This is a genomic window from Leptospira mtsangambouensis (assembly GCF_004770475.1).
Taxonomy (GTDB): domain Bacteria; phylum Spirochaetota; class Leptospiria; order Leptospirales; family Leptospiraceae; genus Leptospira_A; species Leptospira_A mtsangambouensis.
The window spans coordinates 612,280-629,178 of the sequence record NZ_RQHK01000017.1 but is presented as its reverse complement, the minus strand read 5'-3'; the positions used below and the strand labels follow the sequence as shown (position 1 = coordinate 629,178).

Annotated in this window: 21 protein-coding genes and 1 other RNA gene; 12 read left to right on the top strand and 10 right to left on the bottom strand. The window is 36.1% G+C overall.

Going from position 1 to position 16,899, the window contains the following annotated elements; all coding sequences use genetic code 11:
* Positions 1-90: 90 nt before the first annotated feature.
* From EHR01_RS15450 to EHR01_RS15430, 5 genes are all read left to right on the top strand, one after another.
* Complete coding sequence (locus tag EHR01_RS15450; protein ID WP_135695974.1) at positions 91-807, top strand: MIP/aquaporin family protein; 717 nt, start codon at positions 91-93, stop codon at positions 805-807.
* Between the two features lie 87 nt (positions 808-894).
* Positions 895-1,704, top strand: coding sequence for a hypothetical protein (locus EHR01_RS15445; RefSeq protein WP_135695973.1), 810 nt, complete (start codon positions 895-897; stop codon positions 1,702-1,704).
* A 107-nt stretch (positions 1,705-1,811) separates the two neighbouring features.
* Positions 1,812-2,399 carry a hypothetical protein gene (locus tag EHR01_RS15440; RefSeq protein WP_135695971.1) on the top strand — a complete coding sequence of 196 codons (588 nt, stop codon included), beginning with the start codon at positions 1,812-1,814 and terminating at the stop codon, positions 2,397-2,399.
* Between the two features lie 28 nt (positions 2,400-2,427).
* Positions 2,428-2,898 carry a hypothetical protein gene (locus EHR01_RS15435; RefSeq protein ID WP_135695969.1) on the top strand — a complete coding sequence of 157 codons (471 nt, stop codon included), beginning with the start codon at positions 2,428-2,430 and terminating at the stop codon, positions 2,896-2,898.
* A gap of 3 nt (positions 2,899-2,901) precedes the next feature.
* Positions 2,902-3,483 (top strand): DJ-1/PfpI family protein, encoded by a 582-nt coding sequence (locus tag EHR01_RS15430; protein WP_135695967.1) that lies wholly within the window; start codon positions 2,902-2,904, stop codon positions 3,481-3,483.
* Between the two features lie 113 nt (positions 3,484-3,596).
* On the opposite strand, the gene EHR01_RS15425 is transcribed toward EHR01_RS15430, so the two are convergent.
* The 4 genes from EHR01_RS15425 to EHR01_RS15410 form a co-directional block, all read right to left on the bottom strand.
* Positions 3,597-4,001: an LA_2478/LA_2722/LA_4182 family protein gene (locus tag EHR01_RS15425; protein WP_244310144.1), complete on the bottom strand. Its 405-nt coding sequence runs from the start codon at positions 3,999-4,001 to the stop codon at positions 3,597-3,599.
* Positions 4,002-4,143: 142 nt separating this feature from the next.
* The gene (locus EHR01_RS15420; RefSeq protein ID WP_135695965.1) at positions 4,144-4,881 is read right to left on the bottom strand and encodes an OmpA/MotB family protein; all 738 of its coding nucleotides are present in this window, start codon (positions 4,879-4,881) and stop codon (positions 4,144-4,146) included.
* On the bottom strand, positions 4,878-5,531 hold the full coding sequence (locus EHR01_RS15415) for an FFLEELY motif protein (protein ID WP_135695963.1): 654 nt from the start codon (positions 5,529-5,531) through the stop codon (positions 4,878-4,880). The genes EHR01_RS15420 and EHR01_RS15415 overlap by 4 nt, the downstream gene beginning before the upstream one ends.
* 6 nt (positions 5,532-5,537) lie before the next feature.
* Entirely contained in the window at positions 5,538-6,680 is a 1,143-nt protein-coding gene (locus tag EHR01_RS15410) for an LIC13341 family surface-exposed protein (protein ID WP_135695961.1), read from the bottom strand.
* Positions 6,681-6,777: 97 nt separating this feature from the next.
* On the opposite strand from EHR01_RS15410, the gene ssrA reads away from it, so the two are divergent.
* Positions 6,778-7,127, top strand: a transfer-messenger RNA (tmRNA) gene (gene ssrA, locus EHR01_RS15405).
* A gap of 278 nt (positions 7,128-7,405) precedes the next feature.
* On the opposite strand, the gene EHR01_RS15400 is transcribed toward ssrA, so the two are convergent.
* Together EHR01_RS15400 and EHR01_RS15395 are read right to left on the bottom strand one after the other, a co-directional pair.
* Positions 7,406-8,050 carry an NrsF family protein gene (locus EHR01_RS15400; protein ID WP_135695959.1) on the bottom strand — a complete coding sequence of 215 codons (645 nt, stop codon included), beginning with the start codon at positions 8,048-8,050 and terminating at the stop codon, positions 7,406-7,408.
* Positions 8,047-8,607, bottom strand: coding sequence for a sigma-70 family RNA polymerase sigma factor (locus tag EHR01_RS15395; RefSeq protein ID WP_244310143.1), 561 nt, complete (start codon positions 8,605-8,607; stop codon positions 8,047-8,049). The genes EHR01_RS15400 and EHR01_RS15395 overlap by 4 nt, the downstream gene beginning before the upstream one ends.
* Positions 8,608-8,732: 125 nt before the next feature.
* On the opposite strand from EHR01_RS15395, the gene bufA2 reads away from it, so the two are divergent.
* Genes bufA2 through EHR01_RS15380 form a run of 3 tightly spaced genes read left to right on the top strand, consistent with a single transcriptional unit; the run spans position 8,733 to position 10,595 of the window.
* The gene (gene bufA2 / locus EHR01_RS15390) at positions 8,733-8,987 is read left to right on the top strand and encodes a BufA2 family periplasmic bufferin-type metallophore (protein WP_135695957.1); all 255 of its coding nucleotides are present in this window, start codon (positions 8,733-8,735) and stop codon (positions 8,985-8,987) included.
* 5 nt (positions 8,988-8,992) lie between these two features.
* Entirely contained in the window at positions 8,993-9,853 is an 861-nt protein-coding gene (bufB, locus tag EHR01_RS15385) for an MNIO family bufferin maturase (RefSeq protein ID WP_244310142.1), read from the top strand.
* Complete coding sequence (locus tag EHR01_RS15380) at positions 9,819-10,595, top strand: HvfC/BufC family peptide modification chaperone (RefSeq protein ID WP_135695955.1); 777 nt, start codon at positions 9,819-9,821, stop codon at positions 10,593-10,595. The genes bufB and EHR01_RS15380 overlap by 35 nt, the downstream gene beginning before the upstream one ends.
* A gap of 57 nt (positions 10,596-10,652) precedes the next feature.
* Here EHR01_RS15380 and EHR01_RS15375 read toward each other — a convergent pair whose 3' ends face one another.
* Entirely contained in the window at positions 10,653-11,030 is a 378-nt protein-coding gene (locus tag EHR01_RS15375) for a hypothetical protein (protein WP_135695953.1), read from the bottom strand.
* A 208-nt stretch (positions 11,031-11,238) separates the two neighbouring features.
* Here EHR01_RS15375 and EHR01_RS15370 point away from each other — a divergent pair, with 208 nt between their 5' ends.
* On the top strand, positions 11,239-12,393 hold the full coding sequence (locus EHR01_RS15370) for a hypothetical protein (protein ID WP_135695951.1): 1,155 nt from the start codon (positions 11,239-11,241) through the stop codon (positions 12,391-12,393).
* Positions 12,394-12,484: 91 nt separating this feature from the next.
* On the opposite strand, the gene EHR01_RS15365 is transcribed toward EHR01_RS15370, so the two are convergent.
* Entirely contained in the window at positions 12,485-12,961 is a 477-nt protein-coding gene (locus tag EHR01_RS15365) for a GyrI-like domain-containing protein (RefSeq protein WP_135695949.1), read from the bottom strand.
* A 52-nt stretch (positions 12,962-13,013) separates the two neighbouring features.
* Entirely contained in the window at positions 13,014-13,895 is an 882-nt protein-coding gene (locus tag EHR01_RS15360; protein WP_135695947.1) for an AraC family transcriptional regulator, read from the bottom strand.
* Between the two features lie 268 nt (positions 13,896-14,163).
* Here EHR01_RS15360 and EHR01_RS15355 point away from each other — a divergent pair, with 268 nt between their 5' ends.
* Positions 14,164-14,919 (top strand): SDR family NAD(P)-dependent oxidoreductase, encoded by a 756-nt coding sequence (locus EHR01_RS15355; RefSeq protein ID WP_135695945.1) that lies wholly within the window; start codon positions 14,164-14,166, stop codon positions 14,917-14,919.
* 135 nt (positions 14,920-15,054) lie between these two features.
* On the opposite strand, the gene EHR01_RS15350 is transcribed toward EHR01_RS15355, so the two are convergent.
* Positions 15,055-15,750 (bottom strand): DUF1554 domain-containing protein, encoded by a 696-nt coding sequence (locus EHR01_RS15350; protein ID WP_244310141.1) that lies wholly within the window; start codon positions 15,748-15,750, stop codon positions 15,055-15,057.
* A gap of 576 nt (positions 15,751-16,326) precedes the next feature.
* Between EHR01_RS15350 and EHR01_RS15345 the strand changes: the two genes are divergently transcribed.
* Complete coding sequence (locus tag EHR01_RS15345) at positions 16,327-16,878, top strand: dihydrofolate reductase family protein (RefSeq protein WP_135695943.1); 552 nt, start codon at positions 16,327-16,329, stop codon at positions 16,876-16,878.
* Positions 16,879-16,899: the final 21 nt, after the last annotated feature.

Below are 16,899 nucleotides of genomic sequence, written 5' to 3'. Positions count from 1 at the left end.
TAAATTGGAGCAATGGCCTTTCAAAAAAGGTTGATGGAAGTTCTATGTCCCTTTAGATAAAGACCTTACGAAAAGCCATAGGGGGCAAATTTGGAACTAGTTGGAGAATTTTTTGGAACTGCTGTTCTCATTCTACTGGGTGACGGTGTGGTTGCCGGTGTTTTATTAGAAAAGTCAAAGGCGAAAGACGGGGGATGGATCACGATCACCACAGCTTGGGCCCTAGCGGTCTGTTTTGGGGTTTTGGTGGCAAAGGCCTTGGGAAGTCCCGGTGCCCATTTGAATCCTGCTGTGACCCTTTCTGTTTGTATCCAGTCAGGTGATTTTTCCAATTTTCTCCCCTATTGCCTCGCCCAAATCGCAGGGGCTGCCCTCGGTGCCACTCTTGTTTATTTGCATTACCTTCCCCATTGGAAAGAAACCAAAGATTCTGGAAAGATTCTAGCTGTGTTCTCTACTGACCCTGCCATCAAACACACTCTCTCTAATGTCATTAGTGAAGGACTTGGGACCTTTCTTCTCATCCTCGGAATCCATGCCATCTTCTCTCCGTTCAACGGCGGTGCCACAGGAGTTATGGGAACTGGATTTGTAGCACTCCTTGTTTGGGCCATTGGACTTTCTATGGGTGGAACGACTGGTTATGCGATTAACCCTGCTCGTGACTTAGGACCAAGGATTGCCCATTGGCTTTTGCCCATTCCCAACAAAGGAAACTCGAATTGGAAATATGCATGGCTTCCCGTTGTGATCCCGTTAGTGGGTGGTGGACTTGCGGCAGTTGTGATTCGGTGGGGGATCTTGTAACAATAGTTTGATTGCAAAAATTTGACGGAGAGGCGGGAATGGAAATGATTTTTATGCGTTAAATAACATTTTTACTAAGGAAAATAAATGAAGAAAAAAACTTTAATTTTGCTATTCACCATCTTCGCATTTTCCTCTTTAATTCCAGAGGAAAATACTAGTTTAAGTTTAGATGATTTCAAAAGCCAACTTATGGAATTACAAAGTTTAATTGATAATGAAAAAGAGTTTAAAAATGCCTTGAATGGATTTCTAAATTTAAAAGGTAAATTAATCAATTCTAAAGAGAATGATCCTTACATTATTGGTTTAGAAATATCTATTCTAAAAACAGCATTATTATCAGGGAATCGAAACTTAGCTGCGGATCAGCTAAACAAACTAAATCTTTTGCCAAATTCACAATTCATACATATGGAAAAATTTGATAAAAAAACGAAGGGTCTTGAATTGATTTTTTGGGAATATGGATATACACAGCCTGATTTATTTTTTAAATTCAAACATTTTACAAATTATTCAAAAAATAGTCCTGATGAAAAATTTAATTTCATAAAAAGTCAAGCTCTACTATATTCGGACCTACTCAGAGGAAGACTAAATGGAACTTCTTCTACTACTACCTATGGAGATCAGTATGTTCAATTAATTTACTTTGATGAATCTATTCCAAATACTGCGAAATTAATTTTTCTCCAAGAACTCGCAAATGTATTAAATGGAAGCGCAAAAGGAAATGCACTTTTAAGCCTTGCCCTAATGCACGAGAAAAACGAAAATTATAAAGAATCTGAATTTTGTGCGAAAGAATGCATAAACATTCTCCAACCAATTGAAAAAGATCGGTATTATAATGAAGTTCTTATCTCAAAATGCAAAAACCTTATAAACAAATAAATACATCGCATAACAAAAATATGAGATACAAAAAGAAGAAATTTATATTTCCGTGAAACAAATTTGTTAGGTGACTGTTAATTAAGTAAAACGGAATCTCATAAAAAATGAAAAACAAACTTTTGCTCTTTCCATTACTCATTCTCCCCTTCCTCGCAATTTTCGCTACAGAATCAGAAACTTTAGATACTTTTCGTGGGATTAATTTTTCAACCACTGAAGCACAAAAAATAAAAGCAATGTCCATTTTCATTCCGCAAGCTGCAAAAAGGTCCGACTCCATTCATATGAAGGATAAGTATCCAATCACTTTCTTTAAAGCAGACTGCATCCAAGAAAAAGAATGTTTTTCCTTACTCATTGCTGTATCTGTCATACCAGAATCAATCAAATCCTTTGATACATTGGTGGAAGAATCAAGGGCTGCTGATTTTGGCAATCCACCGTACGAAGTGAACAAATGGGTCGAACTTCTCACATTCAAAACAGAAAAAACCAAAATCCTAATGGGACCTGGGGAACTACTGGGAACAAAGATAAACACATTTTATTATATAAAAGATACCAATGAAACTTATAGAGTTTCCATGAATCTAATCTATCATCCTAAATTTCCGGATGAAGAATGGCAGGACATCTTAATGCATTCGTTTCTCATTTTAAACAGTATCAATATTGAATCAAAAACAAAGTGAAAAACGATCACACTAAAAAAGAAAATCTATGAACCAATACGAATCTACATTCAATCAAATCATAGGGGAATACAAAAAACTTTTTGGCAAATCAGCAAATGTCACTATCCCATTTGAAGGTCAGAAAAAAATACAAAAGAACATTCGTATTTTCGATTGGTTTCAAATGAGTAAAAACAAAAAAATCGATTTCTATGATCGGTTTGGTGACATTGAAGAAGAAAATGTTTTAGGTAAATACATTATAGACAATGGAGATGACGAGATATTCTCACCGGAACTAAGGGAGGGAGTTATTCCTTTCGCTTATATTGTCGATGATGGAGCCACTGGAAATGATTACCAAGCAGAAGGAATTTTGATGATCGACCTTCGCTCTGCAAATCGTCCTGTTCTCATTGCCGAAGTGGATGGTACAATTGACGGACAGGCACCATTCAAAATAGTTTCGTTTGAATCTTTAAAGATAAAGTCCGGTAAAATTAAAGCGGAAGATTAGAATTTGAAAAAAGTCCTACTCTTACTCGCAAAAGGCTTCGAATCATTTGAAGCCAGTGTTTTCATTGATGTCATTGGTTGGAACCTTGTTGATGGAGACAAAACTACAGAACTTTATACTTGCGGTTTTACAAAAGAAGTCACAGGATCCTTTGGCATTAAACTCAATGTAGATTGCTTAATCAACGAAGTAAATATTAATGAATTCGATGCTTTAGCCATACCTGGCGGCTTTGAAGAATATGGTTTTTATGAAGAAGCTTATCACCCAGATTTTCTCGAGTTAATTCGAGATTTTGATAAACAAAATAAAATCATAGCATCTATTTGTGTGGGAGCTTTGCCCATTGCAAAGTCTGGTGTTTTGAACAAAAGAAAAGCAACCACCTATAATCACAAAAACAGTATTAGACAAAAACAACTGGCAGACTGTGGTGCCAATGTTCAAATGGAGCCGATCGTACTGGATGAAAATATTATCACAAGTTGGAGTCCTGCGACTGCAATGGGAGTTGCTTTACTTCTTTTGAAAATATTAACCTCAGAAAAAAACGCAAATTATATTAAAGAAATAATGGGTTTTTAGAATCGTTTATTTTGGATTATCAATCAACGCTTCATTCTCCAAACAACCAAGTAGGCTATACGAATTGCCATTAACTGAACAACCTAAGTCCTGCCTACCCAAATCTGATAAGTCTAATTCCCGTTCTGTACCTTTTGAAATGCAACACAAGCATTTATAGTTTCGATTTTTCCTTCTTGTAAGTCCTTACAACTAAATAACATTATTTGTTTATGACATTCTTTATATGCCGTTTGAATCGCTAACGGATCCGCACCAATTAGTTTATAAGCATTACTTTCACGAAATCGTTTTTGGCATTGAGTTTCTTCTAGTCTGCCTTCAGTAAATTTTTTTAAATTTTCAGGAATGGACTTCCATTCTTTGTCAGCGCACTCTCTATACTTTCCGCAAATCTCAGCAGTTAAACTCAAAGATTCGTTTTGCCACTCTAAGTTCATAATCCCTTTGTCTTTTTTACAGGATTCAGTTGTTACTAGAACTAAGATAGATAAGAAGATACTTACTCCATTTTTCATATTCAATTTAGGAAGAGAAATATATATTTGGCTGTTAATCGTAGATCGCTTATTATCCGTCGTCGCTCGGGATTTATGCGTAGTGCGTATATTCGAAAAAAGTAAATTTAGTAAGTTCATAAGTTCCTTTGGTTTTCCTTTGTTATTTTCCAGTTTCGGTTGTTTCTTTTTTGCGAATGAGAATTTCAATTCTCTCTTCTTTGGCTTTTTTTTCTGGCGTATCTGAGTCTTTTACTTTTTGAAACATAGCATAACCTTGAACAGAGACCTGTTCTTTAGGAATTCCATATTCGTTCACTAATTTTTCTGCAAGTAAAGAGGCTCTATGGGAATGATAGTCCCATGAATTTTGAAATTTGGATTTATCAATTTGTGATTCGTAAGGGATTTGTACACGAACCACAATATCTATATCCATTCCTTTGGATAATTCAGCCAATTGTTCAAAGGCAAATTTTAAATCAGGATCAGCTTTTAAAATATCATCGGATGCCAAATCAGATCCAGCAAACGTTAATTTAAGTTCTTCAGTTTCTGCAAGCCCCAATTTCAATTTAGCTTTTTCGCGAAGTGTCTTTAAAGCGAATCCAATTCTTTCCCAAAGTCGAAACACTTGCGACTTCGGTTCCATCGTATCATCTTCTAAAATTCCCGAGCCGCCATCCAAAAGTGCACCAACAGAGCTGACATTTAAGCCAAACCCACGTTTGATATCCTTAGCAACTTCTGTTAATCGGTTAGCATCTACCTTACTGATTGCATACAAAATAATAAAAAGCCCAAGTAACAGAGTGATCATATCGGCATAGGTCAACAACCAACGGTCATGCGCCTCTATATGTTCTTCTTCTTTTGATACAAATCTAGAACGTCTTCTCATACTTCCTCTTTGAGGGCCGGAAATGCTTTATGTAAAAACTCCCATTCCTTTTCTTGGACTATTGCATAAAATTCGTTAAACAATTCTTGGTTTACTGGCAACGTAGCATAATAACCTTGTTCTACTTTTTTAAACAAGGGATAAACTCCAAGTAATCTTGACATCATAGCTGCAGGTTTAATGACATATGCACTTACTGGTTTATGTGCTAATTCATAAAATTTTTTAAGGTTAAAAAGTACAACTTCTAATTGTTTTCTCCTAGTTTCACGTTGGTCTAACTCGCAAAATAATGAAAAATACTCGTCTTGGTTGATTTCCTTTCCCAATTCCCAACCTTTATTGAGAAGAAGTTCAGCCATTTGGATATCCAACTCATCTGTTATTGTATTGAGTTCCATGAGACGTTCGACGTTTTCTCTAGTACCTTCCTTCATCATGTTTTTCACTTTGTCATACGTAGTAAAAGCTAACGTTTCCCATTCTTCTTTTCCATCCAAATTATATACGGTTTCAAAAAAGAATTTTGCCATCCCAATTGTTTCGTTACGGTGAAAAAAATCATAGTAGTAAAGATGAAATCGATCCACTTGCACACGAACGATTTCTCTTCTAGCTAGTGCAACTTCTTCCGTTAATTGGTGTTTCATTTCCGCTTAGTTCACCGGTGTTCCTAAAAGATAAGAAGGAAATCCTTGTTGGTCGCGTTCAAAAGGTGCAATCGAAAACTGATTGGGTATAGAAACAATTTCATGATAGAACTTGTATGTGGAACGAAACAAAATCTTTGGAGTCGAAGATTCTTTCGGAGTATAATAGAATTTTACTCCATAACGAAAGTTATTTGCCCATCCTTCTTTTGTAACTTCTAACAATGGATATTCGGCTGGGATTTTTTTGTTTTGGACAACATTAAAAACAATGTCACCTTTTTTATATAACCGAACTCCTTGTGTTTCACCTGCCAATCGAACATTGCCAGCTTCAGGGAAGGACAATGATAAGTATGTTAAACTAACATAGTTTCCACGATTCTTTAGTTGCAAAGTGACAAGCGATTCTTTTCCGACTTCAAATTTTGGAACAACTTCTAAAGATACGAAAGAAGGTACTGGTTGCATGGGAAGGTTTGGAATCATTTCCCAACCATTAAAAACAAATTCTTGAGAGTAATTTGGATTCGTCGGAAAAATTCGAAAGGATTTGTCTTTATTATTATACTCAAAGTCGACTCGTTTACTTCTTATTAATTCTTCGTGTTCTTTGAGTTGAAATCCGTCCCAAATTTTTTTGCCTTTTCGATAACCCATAGGAACAGAAAATAAACCTAACGGAGGTTCTTCGGCCAATACTTCAATAAACACGGAATTAAAGTTGTCTCCCGGAAGTTCCGAAAGCACAATCCGACGTATACAATCACCAGCAAAGGAAACTTTCTCCTTTCCGGGTGCTGATCCAGGAACCCAAGTTTTGAGTTTTCCATCGTAAAACATCGCGCCTAAATTTTGCAAAAAGAATTCCAACTTCCATTGAAAGACCCAACTCGATCCATCTTTACGAAATGCGGCAAGAACCTCACTGGTTCCCGATTGGAATAAAACCAAAGTTTCCATTTCTGGAGTTTCATCCAAATTGATCTGTTTTTGGCCTAATACACGAACCTGCCTGCCTTGATCATCTCCATAGACGGCTTGTCGGATTTCGGAATCGGAAGGGACTTCCTTTTGAGAGCAAGACACGAAAGAAACAGATGCGAAAAGTAAAGCGACTGTAATTCGAAACAAAATGGATAATTTCATAGGAATTCTTTCATTCCAGCACAACAAAACTCCAATTCAACCTTTTTTGCTTTTCCTTTCTCACTCCTGTGTTTTACTCGTCTAAGTATTAAGAATTGGGGACGACATTGGTTTCGACTGTTGTTGGCTTGGATTCAGTGGCACGTAGGGGTGAGGGACCTCTTAAAAACCTTCAAAACAATAACTGCAAATAACGAATTTGCTCTAGCAGCTTAATTTTAAGCTCTACGGTTTCACTGGCTGTTTCCTTAGGTGGCCAAGAAACCGACACCTCTCTAAGGACCTTTCGGATTTGTCGCCCGCTTCGAACCGGATTGAACATTAAGTAGGATAGGAATTAGTCCCCCGTTTGTAGGGTAAGTCTTTCCGAAATTTATTTGCAAACTAAACGTGTAGAAGCTGCATTTGAGGATGATAGGACCCGGGTTCGACTCCCGGCGTCTCCAAAGTTTCAGCGTTCGCTTCTCGCGTTTGCATGACCCTCCGTGACCAGAGCTCCCGCACGAACGTATCTCTTTAGCGTTTTCGAAGCAGACGCCATCACTGGGTTATCACGAAATCGTGTTTATATATTTGATATCAATACAGTCAATTTTATCGTTTAACCATTGCTTTACGATACAAATCGAACGATCAAGCCGGTTAGTTAGAATGTTATCAAATAAGTAAGTAGATTCTTTGAATCATTTCCATTCTAAAATGGGCATGGTATTATTTTATGAATTCTAAACCTTACTTTGAATCAGTTTAAAGCTATAAAATGAAATTAAACTATAAATTGGCAAGAAAGCTAAATTGTGCCATGTAAGTATATGAGTGGATGTTTCATTAGGACAAAAAAAAGAAATTCCAATTTGGGAAAATGCAAAAGGCAACACATAAACCGATAATCGATATAATATGGTAGGTTCGATAAACCCTTTTTTTAAATAAAAATTTAGAAGAATCATAGGAATAATTGTTATCAAGAGAACAAATTCTACGCAACTCGAACCATGATTTTTCAGTTCTTCAGAAAGAGACGAAAATAAACCCTTCTCTGAGAATGAAACGGATAAAATCAAAAAACAAAACCAGCTAACGAGAATTAAATTATGAAACAAATAGTCAAATCTTGATTGTTGTCCTGGAATGTTTCTTTTAAATAAAACAATTCCACAAGAAAGAAAAACTGTCGCTAAGGCAAGATTTGATTGCCAAAATCGGGGAATATGGTACTGCCCTCGAATGATAATCGAAAAAAGTAAGATCGCAGACATAGTTAATAAAGAGAATAAAGTCCAACGCAAGAATCGATACTGAGGACTTTTTAAAGGAGATACTTTTTTATTGTCTTGCGTAAGGACTTCAATTAATTCTTCAGTCTTCATAAATCGCCTCCCGGACGAAGTCGAATGATTTTATAGATTCTATGTGCTGCAGTTTTTACTGCAGATTGTGACATAGACATAATTCTCGCAGTTTCAGCGATTGACATTTTCTCCAACTTTAAAAGACGAAAAATCAATCTTTGTTTTTCGGAAAGATTAACCATTATTTTCTCAATTCGTTCCTTGGAATCATCTTCAAAAGGTAAATGTTGATTTTCAGGTAAGTACTCATTAGACAAAATGAATTCTCTTCTTTTCTTTCGTCCTTTTTTTCGAATGTAGTCAATTATCTTATAATTTGCAATTGCGTACAACCAAGGTAAAAAGGATCTGTCAGGTAGAAAAGTATGCTTGGAAAGATGAACTGCAATGAGAATTTCCTGAAGAACATCTTCTCTGTCGTCTGAATCATAAATTTTTACGGCAAGAATTCCCCTTACAATAATGTCTATTTCTTCCAATAATTTCTTATAAGAAGATGAATCTCCCTCTTGGGAAGAACGCATCAAACCGGCTAATTCATCCGATGAGATCCTATTCTTGGATAATTTCAGCACTCTTCTTTCATCTGAATGTTCCGTGCATAAATCAATTTATTTATAAAAGCCAATTTTTTTTTTCGCAGATGTAACTTTTTCATCTTTCAAACGAAAGAAAATACAAATCAAACGAGGAGTTTATTATGAATTACAAATCAGGAATCCTTTTAGGTGCAGCCTTGGCTGGACTTACTTTTACATCTTGTATGAGTGCTAAGACCCAAGTAGCAGAAAAAGCAGAAGGTGAATGTCACGGAATCAATGCCTGCAAAGGTCAGGGAGATTGCGGAGGAAAGGGACATGCGTGTGCAGGTAAAAATTCATGCAAAGGCCAAGGTTGGAAGGGCACTTCCGAAAAGGAATGTGCAGAAAAAGGCGGAAAATTCGTTAAAACATAAGACTTTTGGAAAATCAAACTTCCATATTTGGTGTTGGTCTCAGACGAGAGCATTATCCATATCTAACTGAAAAACCAATTACAGATATAGATTGGTTCGAGGTCATAAGTGAAAATTATATGAACACTGAAGGACGACCTATATCTGTATTGGAATCCATACGTAAGGACTATCCTATCACATGCCACGGAGTTGGTATGTCTTTGGGAAGTTCAAATGAAATTGATCCAAATTACCTTAAAGATTTAAAAGCACTGATTGATAGATTGGATCCATTTCTTGTATCGGATCATTTGGCATGGAATCATTGGAACGGCATCAAATTGCATGAGTTAATCCCTGTTCCTTATCACGAAGAATCTCTAAAGATTATAGCGAATCATATAGATTATGTACAAAATGAACTACAAAGGCAGATTGCAGTAGAAAACATCTCAGCATACTTCAATTATACTACTTCAACGATGAATGAAAGCGAATTCTTAAGTTTACTTGTTCAACAGACAGGTTGTTCGATTCTCCTAGATATAAATAATATTTACGTTAACGCAAAAAACTTTCATTTCAATCCAGTAGATTTCATAAAAACAATTCCTAAAGAAAGTATAGCTCAGGTTCATTTAGCAGGTTTTACAGATATGGGAACTTACTTATTCGACACACATGCAGAACCCGTACATCAGGAAGTCTGGAATTTATTTGAAACATCTTTAGAACTTATACCAGAAAATATCCCGATCATGATTGAATGGGATGAGAATGTTCCTGAGTTTCATAAACTGGAAGCTGAACTAAACAAGGCACGGCAAATCATGAATAAAAGGGATAAAAATGAAACTAGAAAAATTACAAAACCTGTATTGTGAATGTATTTTATCTAATAGAGATTCCCCATTCCAAAGCCAAATTAATGCGTGTGGGAATTTGTCCATTGCGGAGGCTACATCTGTTTATAAGAATGCCTATTTATACCGAATGAAGGAAGTCATGGCTGACAATTTTGAAGCCGTCAATTTTGTATTAGGTGAAAATTTATTTGATTTAGCTATTGAAAAATTTATACAAATAAACAACCATAAGTCCTATGATTTATCCAAATACGGAGAAAATTTTCCCTCCTTTTTGACGGAAATGTTTCCTGAATTCCCTTTTTTAAAAAATTTAGCTGAATTTGAAATCCAATTTACTGATTGTTTTCACACGAAAGAACATCGGAGTTATGATTTCAGTGTTATTAAAAATCAATATGATTTGGAAAATTCAGTCTTCGAGTTTGGAGAAACAGTAATACTCATTCAAAATCAATTTTCAATTTATTCAATTTGGAAAAATAGAAAATCAAAACTACCGCCAGATACTTCCAAAATCGAAAACCAAGAATTTCTACTTTTATACAAACAAAATTCGAATATTTATGTTCTTTCACTAGAACCTTTTGAATTCCATTTTTTGGAATTACTACATAAAGGTGAAAGTATCAACATTTCATTGAAAAAAATAGATTCAATTTTCCAATTAAATCCTGAAATCATATCCAATCTTTTTGGAAAAATATCAACTTCAGGAATCATTAAAAACATTTTTATACAAAAAGAAATAAAAGTTTAAATTTAGAACTTTTAATAAAATTTCATTTAAAAGAAATTATACTTTATAATGGATCCTTCAAAGGAAAGAACCAAACTGAATCTTTGGCCATTCACCAAACCACGCATGATAATAAAGAACATAGATTCCAAATGATATTCCGCATAAGATAAGAAAGACAGCAGTTTTCCGAAAGACCAAAAGATTTCCCATTTCCACTGTCATTTTCAAAACAATCTTAGTGAGCCTATCAATGATAGAGAACAAAAAGAAAAAGAGCAATAGGATCACAGCCATACCAATCAAAGTCACAACAGGTTTTTCATATAAGTTCGTAAGACCCAATACTCGTCCGTTGATGATTGTTACAATTAAATCCACTGCAAGTATACAAAGTAAGCGAAAATAAAAACCTAAAAAACGATGGAAGAGGGATTGTTTCGATGAAGTTGACATGGAATAAAATCTAGGGATCCAAATCAAGTTTGCAAGTATGATTTATCGAAATTAACTAACAAAACTCATAAATTGTACGTTAGCTGACTCATTCTAAATCAGATTTATATCATAAAAACTGAAGTTTTTTCAAGAATTTCTAACCTAACACCTGAAATGTTCTAGATTTAAATATATCGAATATTATACTTTGCCGGTAATGCAATTTTTGATTCGTACAACTTGTCTGATTTATTTCTTTTGTATTTCTTTTTCTCTCTTTGCCGAGGAACCTGCCAATGACAAACAAAAGGAAGGGAGAGAAACCAAACCAGCCAGCCAAGAAATCAGAGATCGAAGAATTCAGATTCAAAACGACTCAATCATAGAACCTCCTTTGCAACCACTCCCGCCAATTCCATCAAAAGAATTTTCTCTCAAAAAAGATAACGGAGCAAAATATTTCACCTTTTATCCGGGTGTCCAAGCCAACTTAAGTGATTTAAAGATTGTATCTTCAACTGGTGGAAGAGCTGTTATGGTGGATGACCAAAGGATGGATCAAAATCTTTCCTTTCTTTATGATTTAAAATCTCATGAGTGGCAGGTGGGAGAAAACTGGGGGTTATTCATTCTAAATCGAAACGTTAATTTCCGACAATCCAAACAAAAAATAACAGATATTACCGAAACAAATATGGCAAGTGAAGGAGAATCTGGTTCGTCCAATCGATCTTCCCCAATCAAACAATATAAGAACCAAGACTTAGGAACAGAAACTTTTGGTAGTTACCATATGTTACTTCCTGCAATTTATTACGGTCAAAAAGGTAACGATAAATTTAGAATTGGTTTAGGTTTAGGTTATTCAAAAGTCAACATACAAGGTACTGCTGATTTTAACGATGGGAATGGATATTTTAATAATATAATGATATTTAGTGGAGGAAGAAATCTCGATGAAAAAATCGACAACATGGGTCGATATTCCTTATTGAACAATGGAAACATCGATGGAGATCCATACCGTGCCTACCTATTGTCTAATTTATCTTATGGAAATAACTTAGAGGCACTTGGAGCTTATACATTAATCAAAGGAGATGTAAACCCAAAAACAATCAATCCACTATTAGCTTTATACTATGCACAAGCTACTGGAAATAATTTAAACCCACTTGAACTTTATGCTTTGTTAACCTTAGGAATCGGGAGAGTTAATTCCTCGACAAACTATGCAAAAAGTTTTTACTTTTTTTGGGAGATTCCCATTGGTGCGATCAATTGGAGATTGGGTTTAGGTGGACCATTCTATGCACAAAACGGATACAAAATTTCTTTTACAACAGTTGAAATGTCTTTTTATATGCCGATCGAATTTTAGTCTTTTGTATGTATTAACTTTGACTTAAATATTCCACTGAACCAGTTATACAAAAGATAACTTCTTTTTCATAAATAGAACCAGCTATCAATTACTTCATTACAGGAATATAAATCATCTCTTCTGAACTCGGATCATTATTTTTATATTTGTCTCCCATCACTTCAAAATGAGGACGTTGGTCCAAACTATATCCCGAGCTTGGAAACCAATCCTGAAATATTGATTGGTAAAAAGGTCCGGCATGACTTGGTAAACCATGATACAAAAATCGAACATAAGTTCCTTTCGGAATTTTTATGATTTCCAGTCCATCGGATAAGGTTGGCTCTTCGCTCACTTCCACTCCGGCCCATTTCATAAAACGATTAGATGGATTAAAACTATGAAAATAATCAGAAGGATAAATCGACATGGAAATCAAATTATTGTCCAATCGATTCGAAATGAAATTTAATTTTGGCATGAATGTTTGCCACAAAGTTTGGGTTTGATTCTCCAAAAGAGAGATTTCTAATTTCATTCCGACAATTATTTTTTGGTCAACTTCTACTATTTCTGAATCCATAAGCATAACATAAAATATTAATTCTATTTAGCAATACCTTATTGCGAAATATCTATGTCTCCATCTCTTTTAATTGTTTTGCATCACGAGCGGGTGATGCTCCAAAAAATCGAGAATATTCCCTATTGAATTGCGATGTACTTTCATAACCAACATCTAATGCAGCATCAGTCACAGAATAGCCACTATAGGTTAAAAGTTTTCTTGCTTCCAGGAGTCGTAATTGTTTTTGAAATTGAATCGGACTTAAGCCAGTGATGGATTTGAATTGTCTATGAAAGGTCGTGATTCCCATACAAGCTCGATTTGCCAATTGATCTATTTCAAAACTATCTGTAAAATTTTGTCTGACCCATTGGATGGCTTGGTGAATGCTCGAACCTTTTTGATGAGAATGAAATAATTGCCGGAGTCGCCAACCTTCTGGGCCAATCAACACATGGTATAAAATTTCTCTTTCGTAGACGGGGGCTAATGCTCTGATATGTTCCGGTGTTTTCATTAACCGTAACATTCGTAACCAAGCTTCTAAAAAAGGAAGAGTAGCAGGACAGGCAGAAAATTCATGATTATTTTTATTTGTCTCTAAGTGATCAGGAGTATCTTTTAATAAATCCAATAAGACTTTTTGATCTAGTTGAATCGCAACAGACAAATAAGGAGAACCATTGGCGGCTTGTCTTACATAACCCGTTGCAGGCATTTCTGTGGGGATGACAAAATAGGATGGTCCTTCCAAATGAACCACCTGTGTACCAATTGAAATGGTTTTTCCACCTTGGACAACAAGACCAATTAACGGTTCATAGACGGCCGCCAATTGGTGTGTCGGAACTTCTCCTTGGATCATGAGCACACGCGGAAGCCCTGTTTTTGTAGGTTCTGTTGTGGCACCTTGGCAAAGTCCCACAATTTCATTTAGTATTGCTTGCACAACTCATCCTAACACAAAAGATTCTTTTAGGCACCCCATTCCTCAAAAAATACGATTTTTGGGCCAATTTTTTTAACCAAAAAATCTAGATCGGTAGTTTTAGGCAATTATTTGGTAAAATCGGATCTTGTTACGAAACTTCCCTTCGGTTATATTTCTTATCATAAAACTTGCAATCAATGAATCCTTGTTTCCCTGAAAAAGAAATAAATCCTTTTCTCACATTACAAGTGTTTATTGGTAATCAAGCTTATAAAAGGAGTTTATTATGAAAATAGCAATCATCACCGGTGGTAGCAATGGAATTGGGAAAGCAACAGCTCTTGAACTTGGCAAACGAGGAATTAGTGTAATCCTTACTTATAATTCTTATAGGGACCGAGCGGAAGAAGTCGTCAAAGAAATTGAAAAGAACAAGGGAGTTCGAGCCATTGCTTTGAAGTTAGATCTAACTAAGAAGGAAACCTTTTCCATGTTTGTTGAGGAAGTGAAAAACAAACTTACAAACACTTGGAACCGGTCCAGTTTCGATTACCTTGTAAACAACGGTGGGATTGGTGGACCAATGGCATTTACAGATTTAACCGAAGAATACTTTGAACAAATTTTAAATACCAACTACAAAGGCCCTATCTTTTTAACACAAAAGTTAATTAGTCTCATGGAAGATGGAGGTGCGATTGTAAACACTTCGAGTTCCTCTAGCACAAAAGCTTTTGTCGGTTATTCCATTTACGGATCTTTAAAAGCAGCATTGTCTACTTGGACTCGTTACTTAGCAAACGAACTAGCACCTCGCAAAATTCGTGTGAATGCAGTATCACCTGGCCCCACACATAGTAATTTTGGCGATGGAGTATTTGATAAATATCCAGAATACATCAAACCATTGGCCGATCAAACTGCCTTTGGACGCATTGGACTTCCCGAAGACATTGGGAAGGTCATTGTTAATTTTCTTTCCGATGATTTTGGCTGGGTCACTGCCCAAGACATTGAAGTTTCGGGAGGACATTTGTTATAAAATTTTAAAAGAAACAACCCTCTCTGGATGAGGGGGTATTTTGCAATCGTTAAATGCTCATCGATAACATGCCAAATTCCAGATTAAACGCAGGAAAAACTTTGGTTTCATTCTTTTATGATTTCGAAGTTGATTTTACTGCTCCACACATAAGATAACGGATGCAGCATTACAATCTCCTAATGTAGAAGTGAAGACTGAAACGCTATTTGCCGCAACACCTGCATTACCAGTTCCTGTTCCATCTGTCCAACGATTGCAATGGTTATTTGTACGAGTTGTCCAACCACCTGTTGCAAGGCCCGTTAAGGTATTCGTGAGTACGTTCACATCCACATGCACCAGCTGTGAATTGAAAATTCCGACACTATCGGTAACTGCAAACTTTGTTGAATCTGCCGCTCTAAAATAGGATGTATTCGGCTTTAAAATCCAATCCACATGTTCGGAAATTCCACCACTACAATTCGAAGTCGTGCAGGCAACCCGATTCACATCATCTACCAGAAACGCTTTGTAGACCGCAAGCCTTGGCAATGGTGGTTTTTTAGGATCACTCATACAAATCGCATCAGCTCCAGCGATCCCAACTCTATTTCCATTATAGGTATTGGCTGTAGAATAAAACCTACATTCAGTACAAACGGGAATCGTTGTTTGGCAATCAGAACTTTGCCCCGTGAGACAAAGGAGTGCTTCGTTTGCGCGGAAAGAATCGGATTCAAAATCTTTTGGATTATTGAGTTCTGGTTTAGTACAATGGATGAAAGCAACAATTACAATGAGAAGGCCAAAACGCATCTTTACATTGTATCCTGATTGTATTTCCAATCAACCAAGAATTCCATTCATTCTTATAGAATTTCTCAACATGTGTTTGGAAAGATTTTATTTACTAAAACAATTGATCAATAGAACCAGTTGAAGTTTCATTCATTCAATCCAAGATCATTGTTCATAACAAAATACATGTTATATGATTTTTGAACATTAGTACATAAACCAAAATCCTTCCAACCTGAAAAAACAATTCTGCTTTTGGGGCGTTCCCAATCTCAATCTATTAAAACATTTTATTTTTCAAAGGGTCAGGCTCCTCCGGGGTGCGCTTACGCTCCCGTCCCCCACCATCTAACGATGGCAGGTGACCAAGCCCTCCGTATCCTTAACGCGGTTTTATGGGTATATAAACCAATCCTTCAGAACGAAGATGTAAACAAAATTCTTGACCAAATCAGAAAAGGGCAATACAACTTCTGAAATGGTTGCTCAAGCGCTGCTGTTCAAAACAATGTCTGTGATTTGCGAATGGCAGAAGGAGATTTCAAACCAGAGTTATCTCCCAAAAAAACGGATTCAATTCAATCGCTTTCCATCCATTAGGATAAACAACAAAAGAGGATAACGATGAGAAAACTAATTATGTGGAATGTGATCACATTAGATGGCTACTTCGAAGGAGAAAAGAACTGGGACTTAAGTTTTCATGGACTTGTTTGGGGAAAAGAACTCGAAGAGTTTAGCCTAATCCAACTTCGGTCAGCCGACATACTTGTGTTTGGTGCCACAACCTACCAAGGTATGGCCGATTATTGGACGAACGCTCCAGAAGATGAGGGAGAAGTTGCAAAATTCATGAACGAACTCCCGAAACTTGCCTGCTCCACAACTCTTGGAAACGCCAAATGGAAAAATACCACTATCACCAAAGATGCGGTGAGCGAAGTTTCTAAACTGAAAAAGGAAGGGAGTGGGGATATGTTTGTATTTGGAAGCGGGATCCTTTCTGCATCACTGATGAAAGCAGGTTTATTTGATGAATACCGTATCTGCATTGCACCTACATTTTTAGGAAAAGGAAGGCGACTTTTTCTAGAAGGAATTCCAAACAAAGAATTGAAACTCATCGAAACAAAACCACTTTCGACTGGTGGTGTCATTCTCACCTATATACCATAAGAAAAAAAATCTGGCATCGAT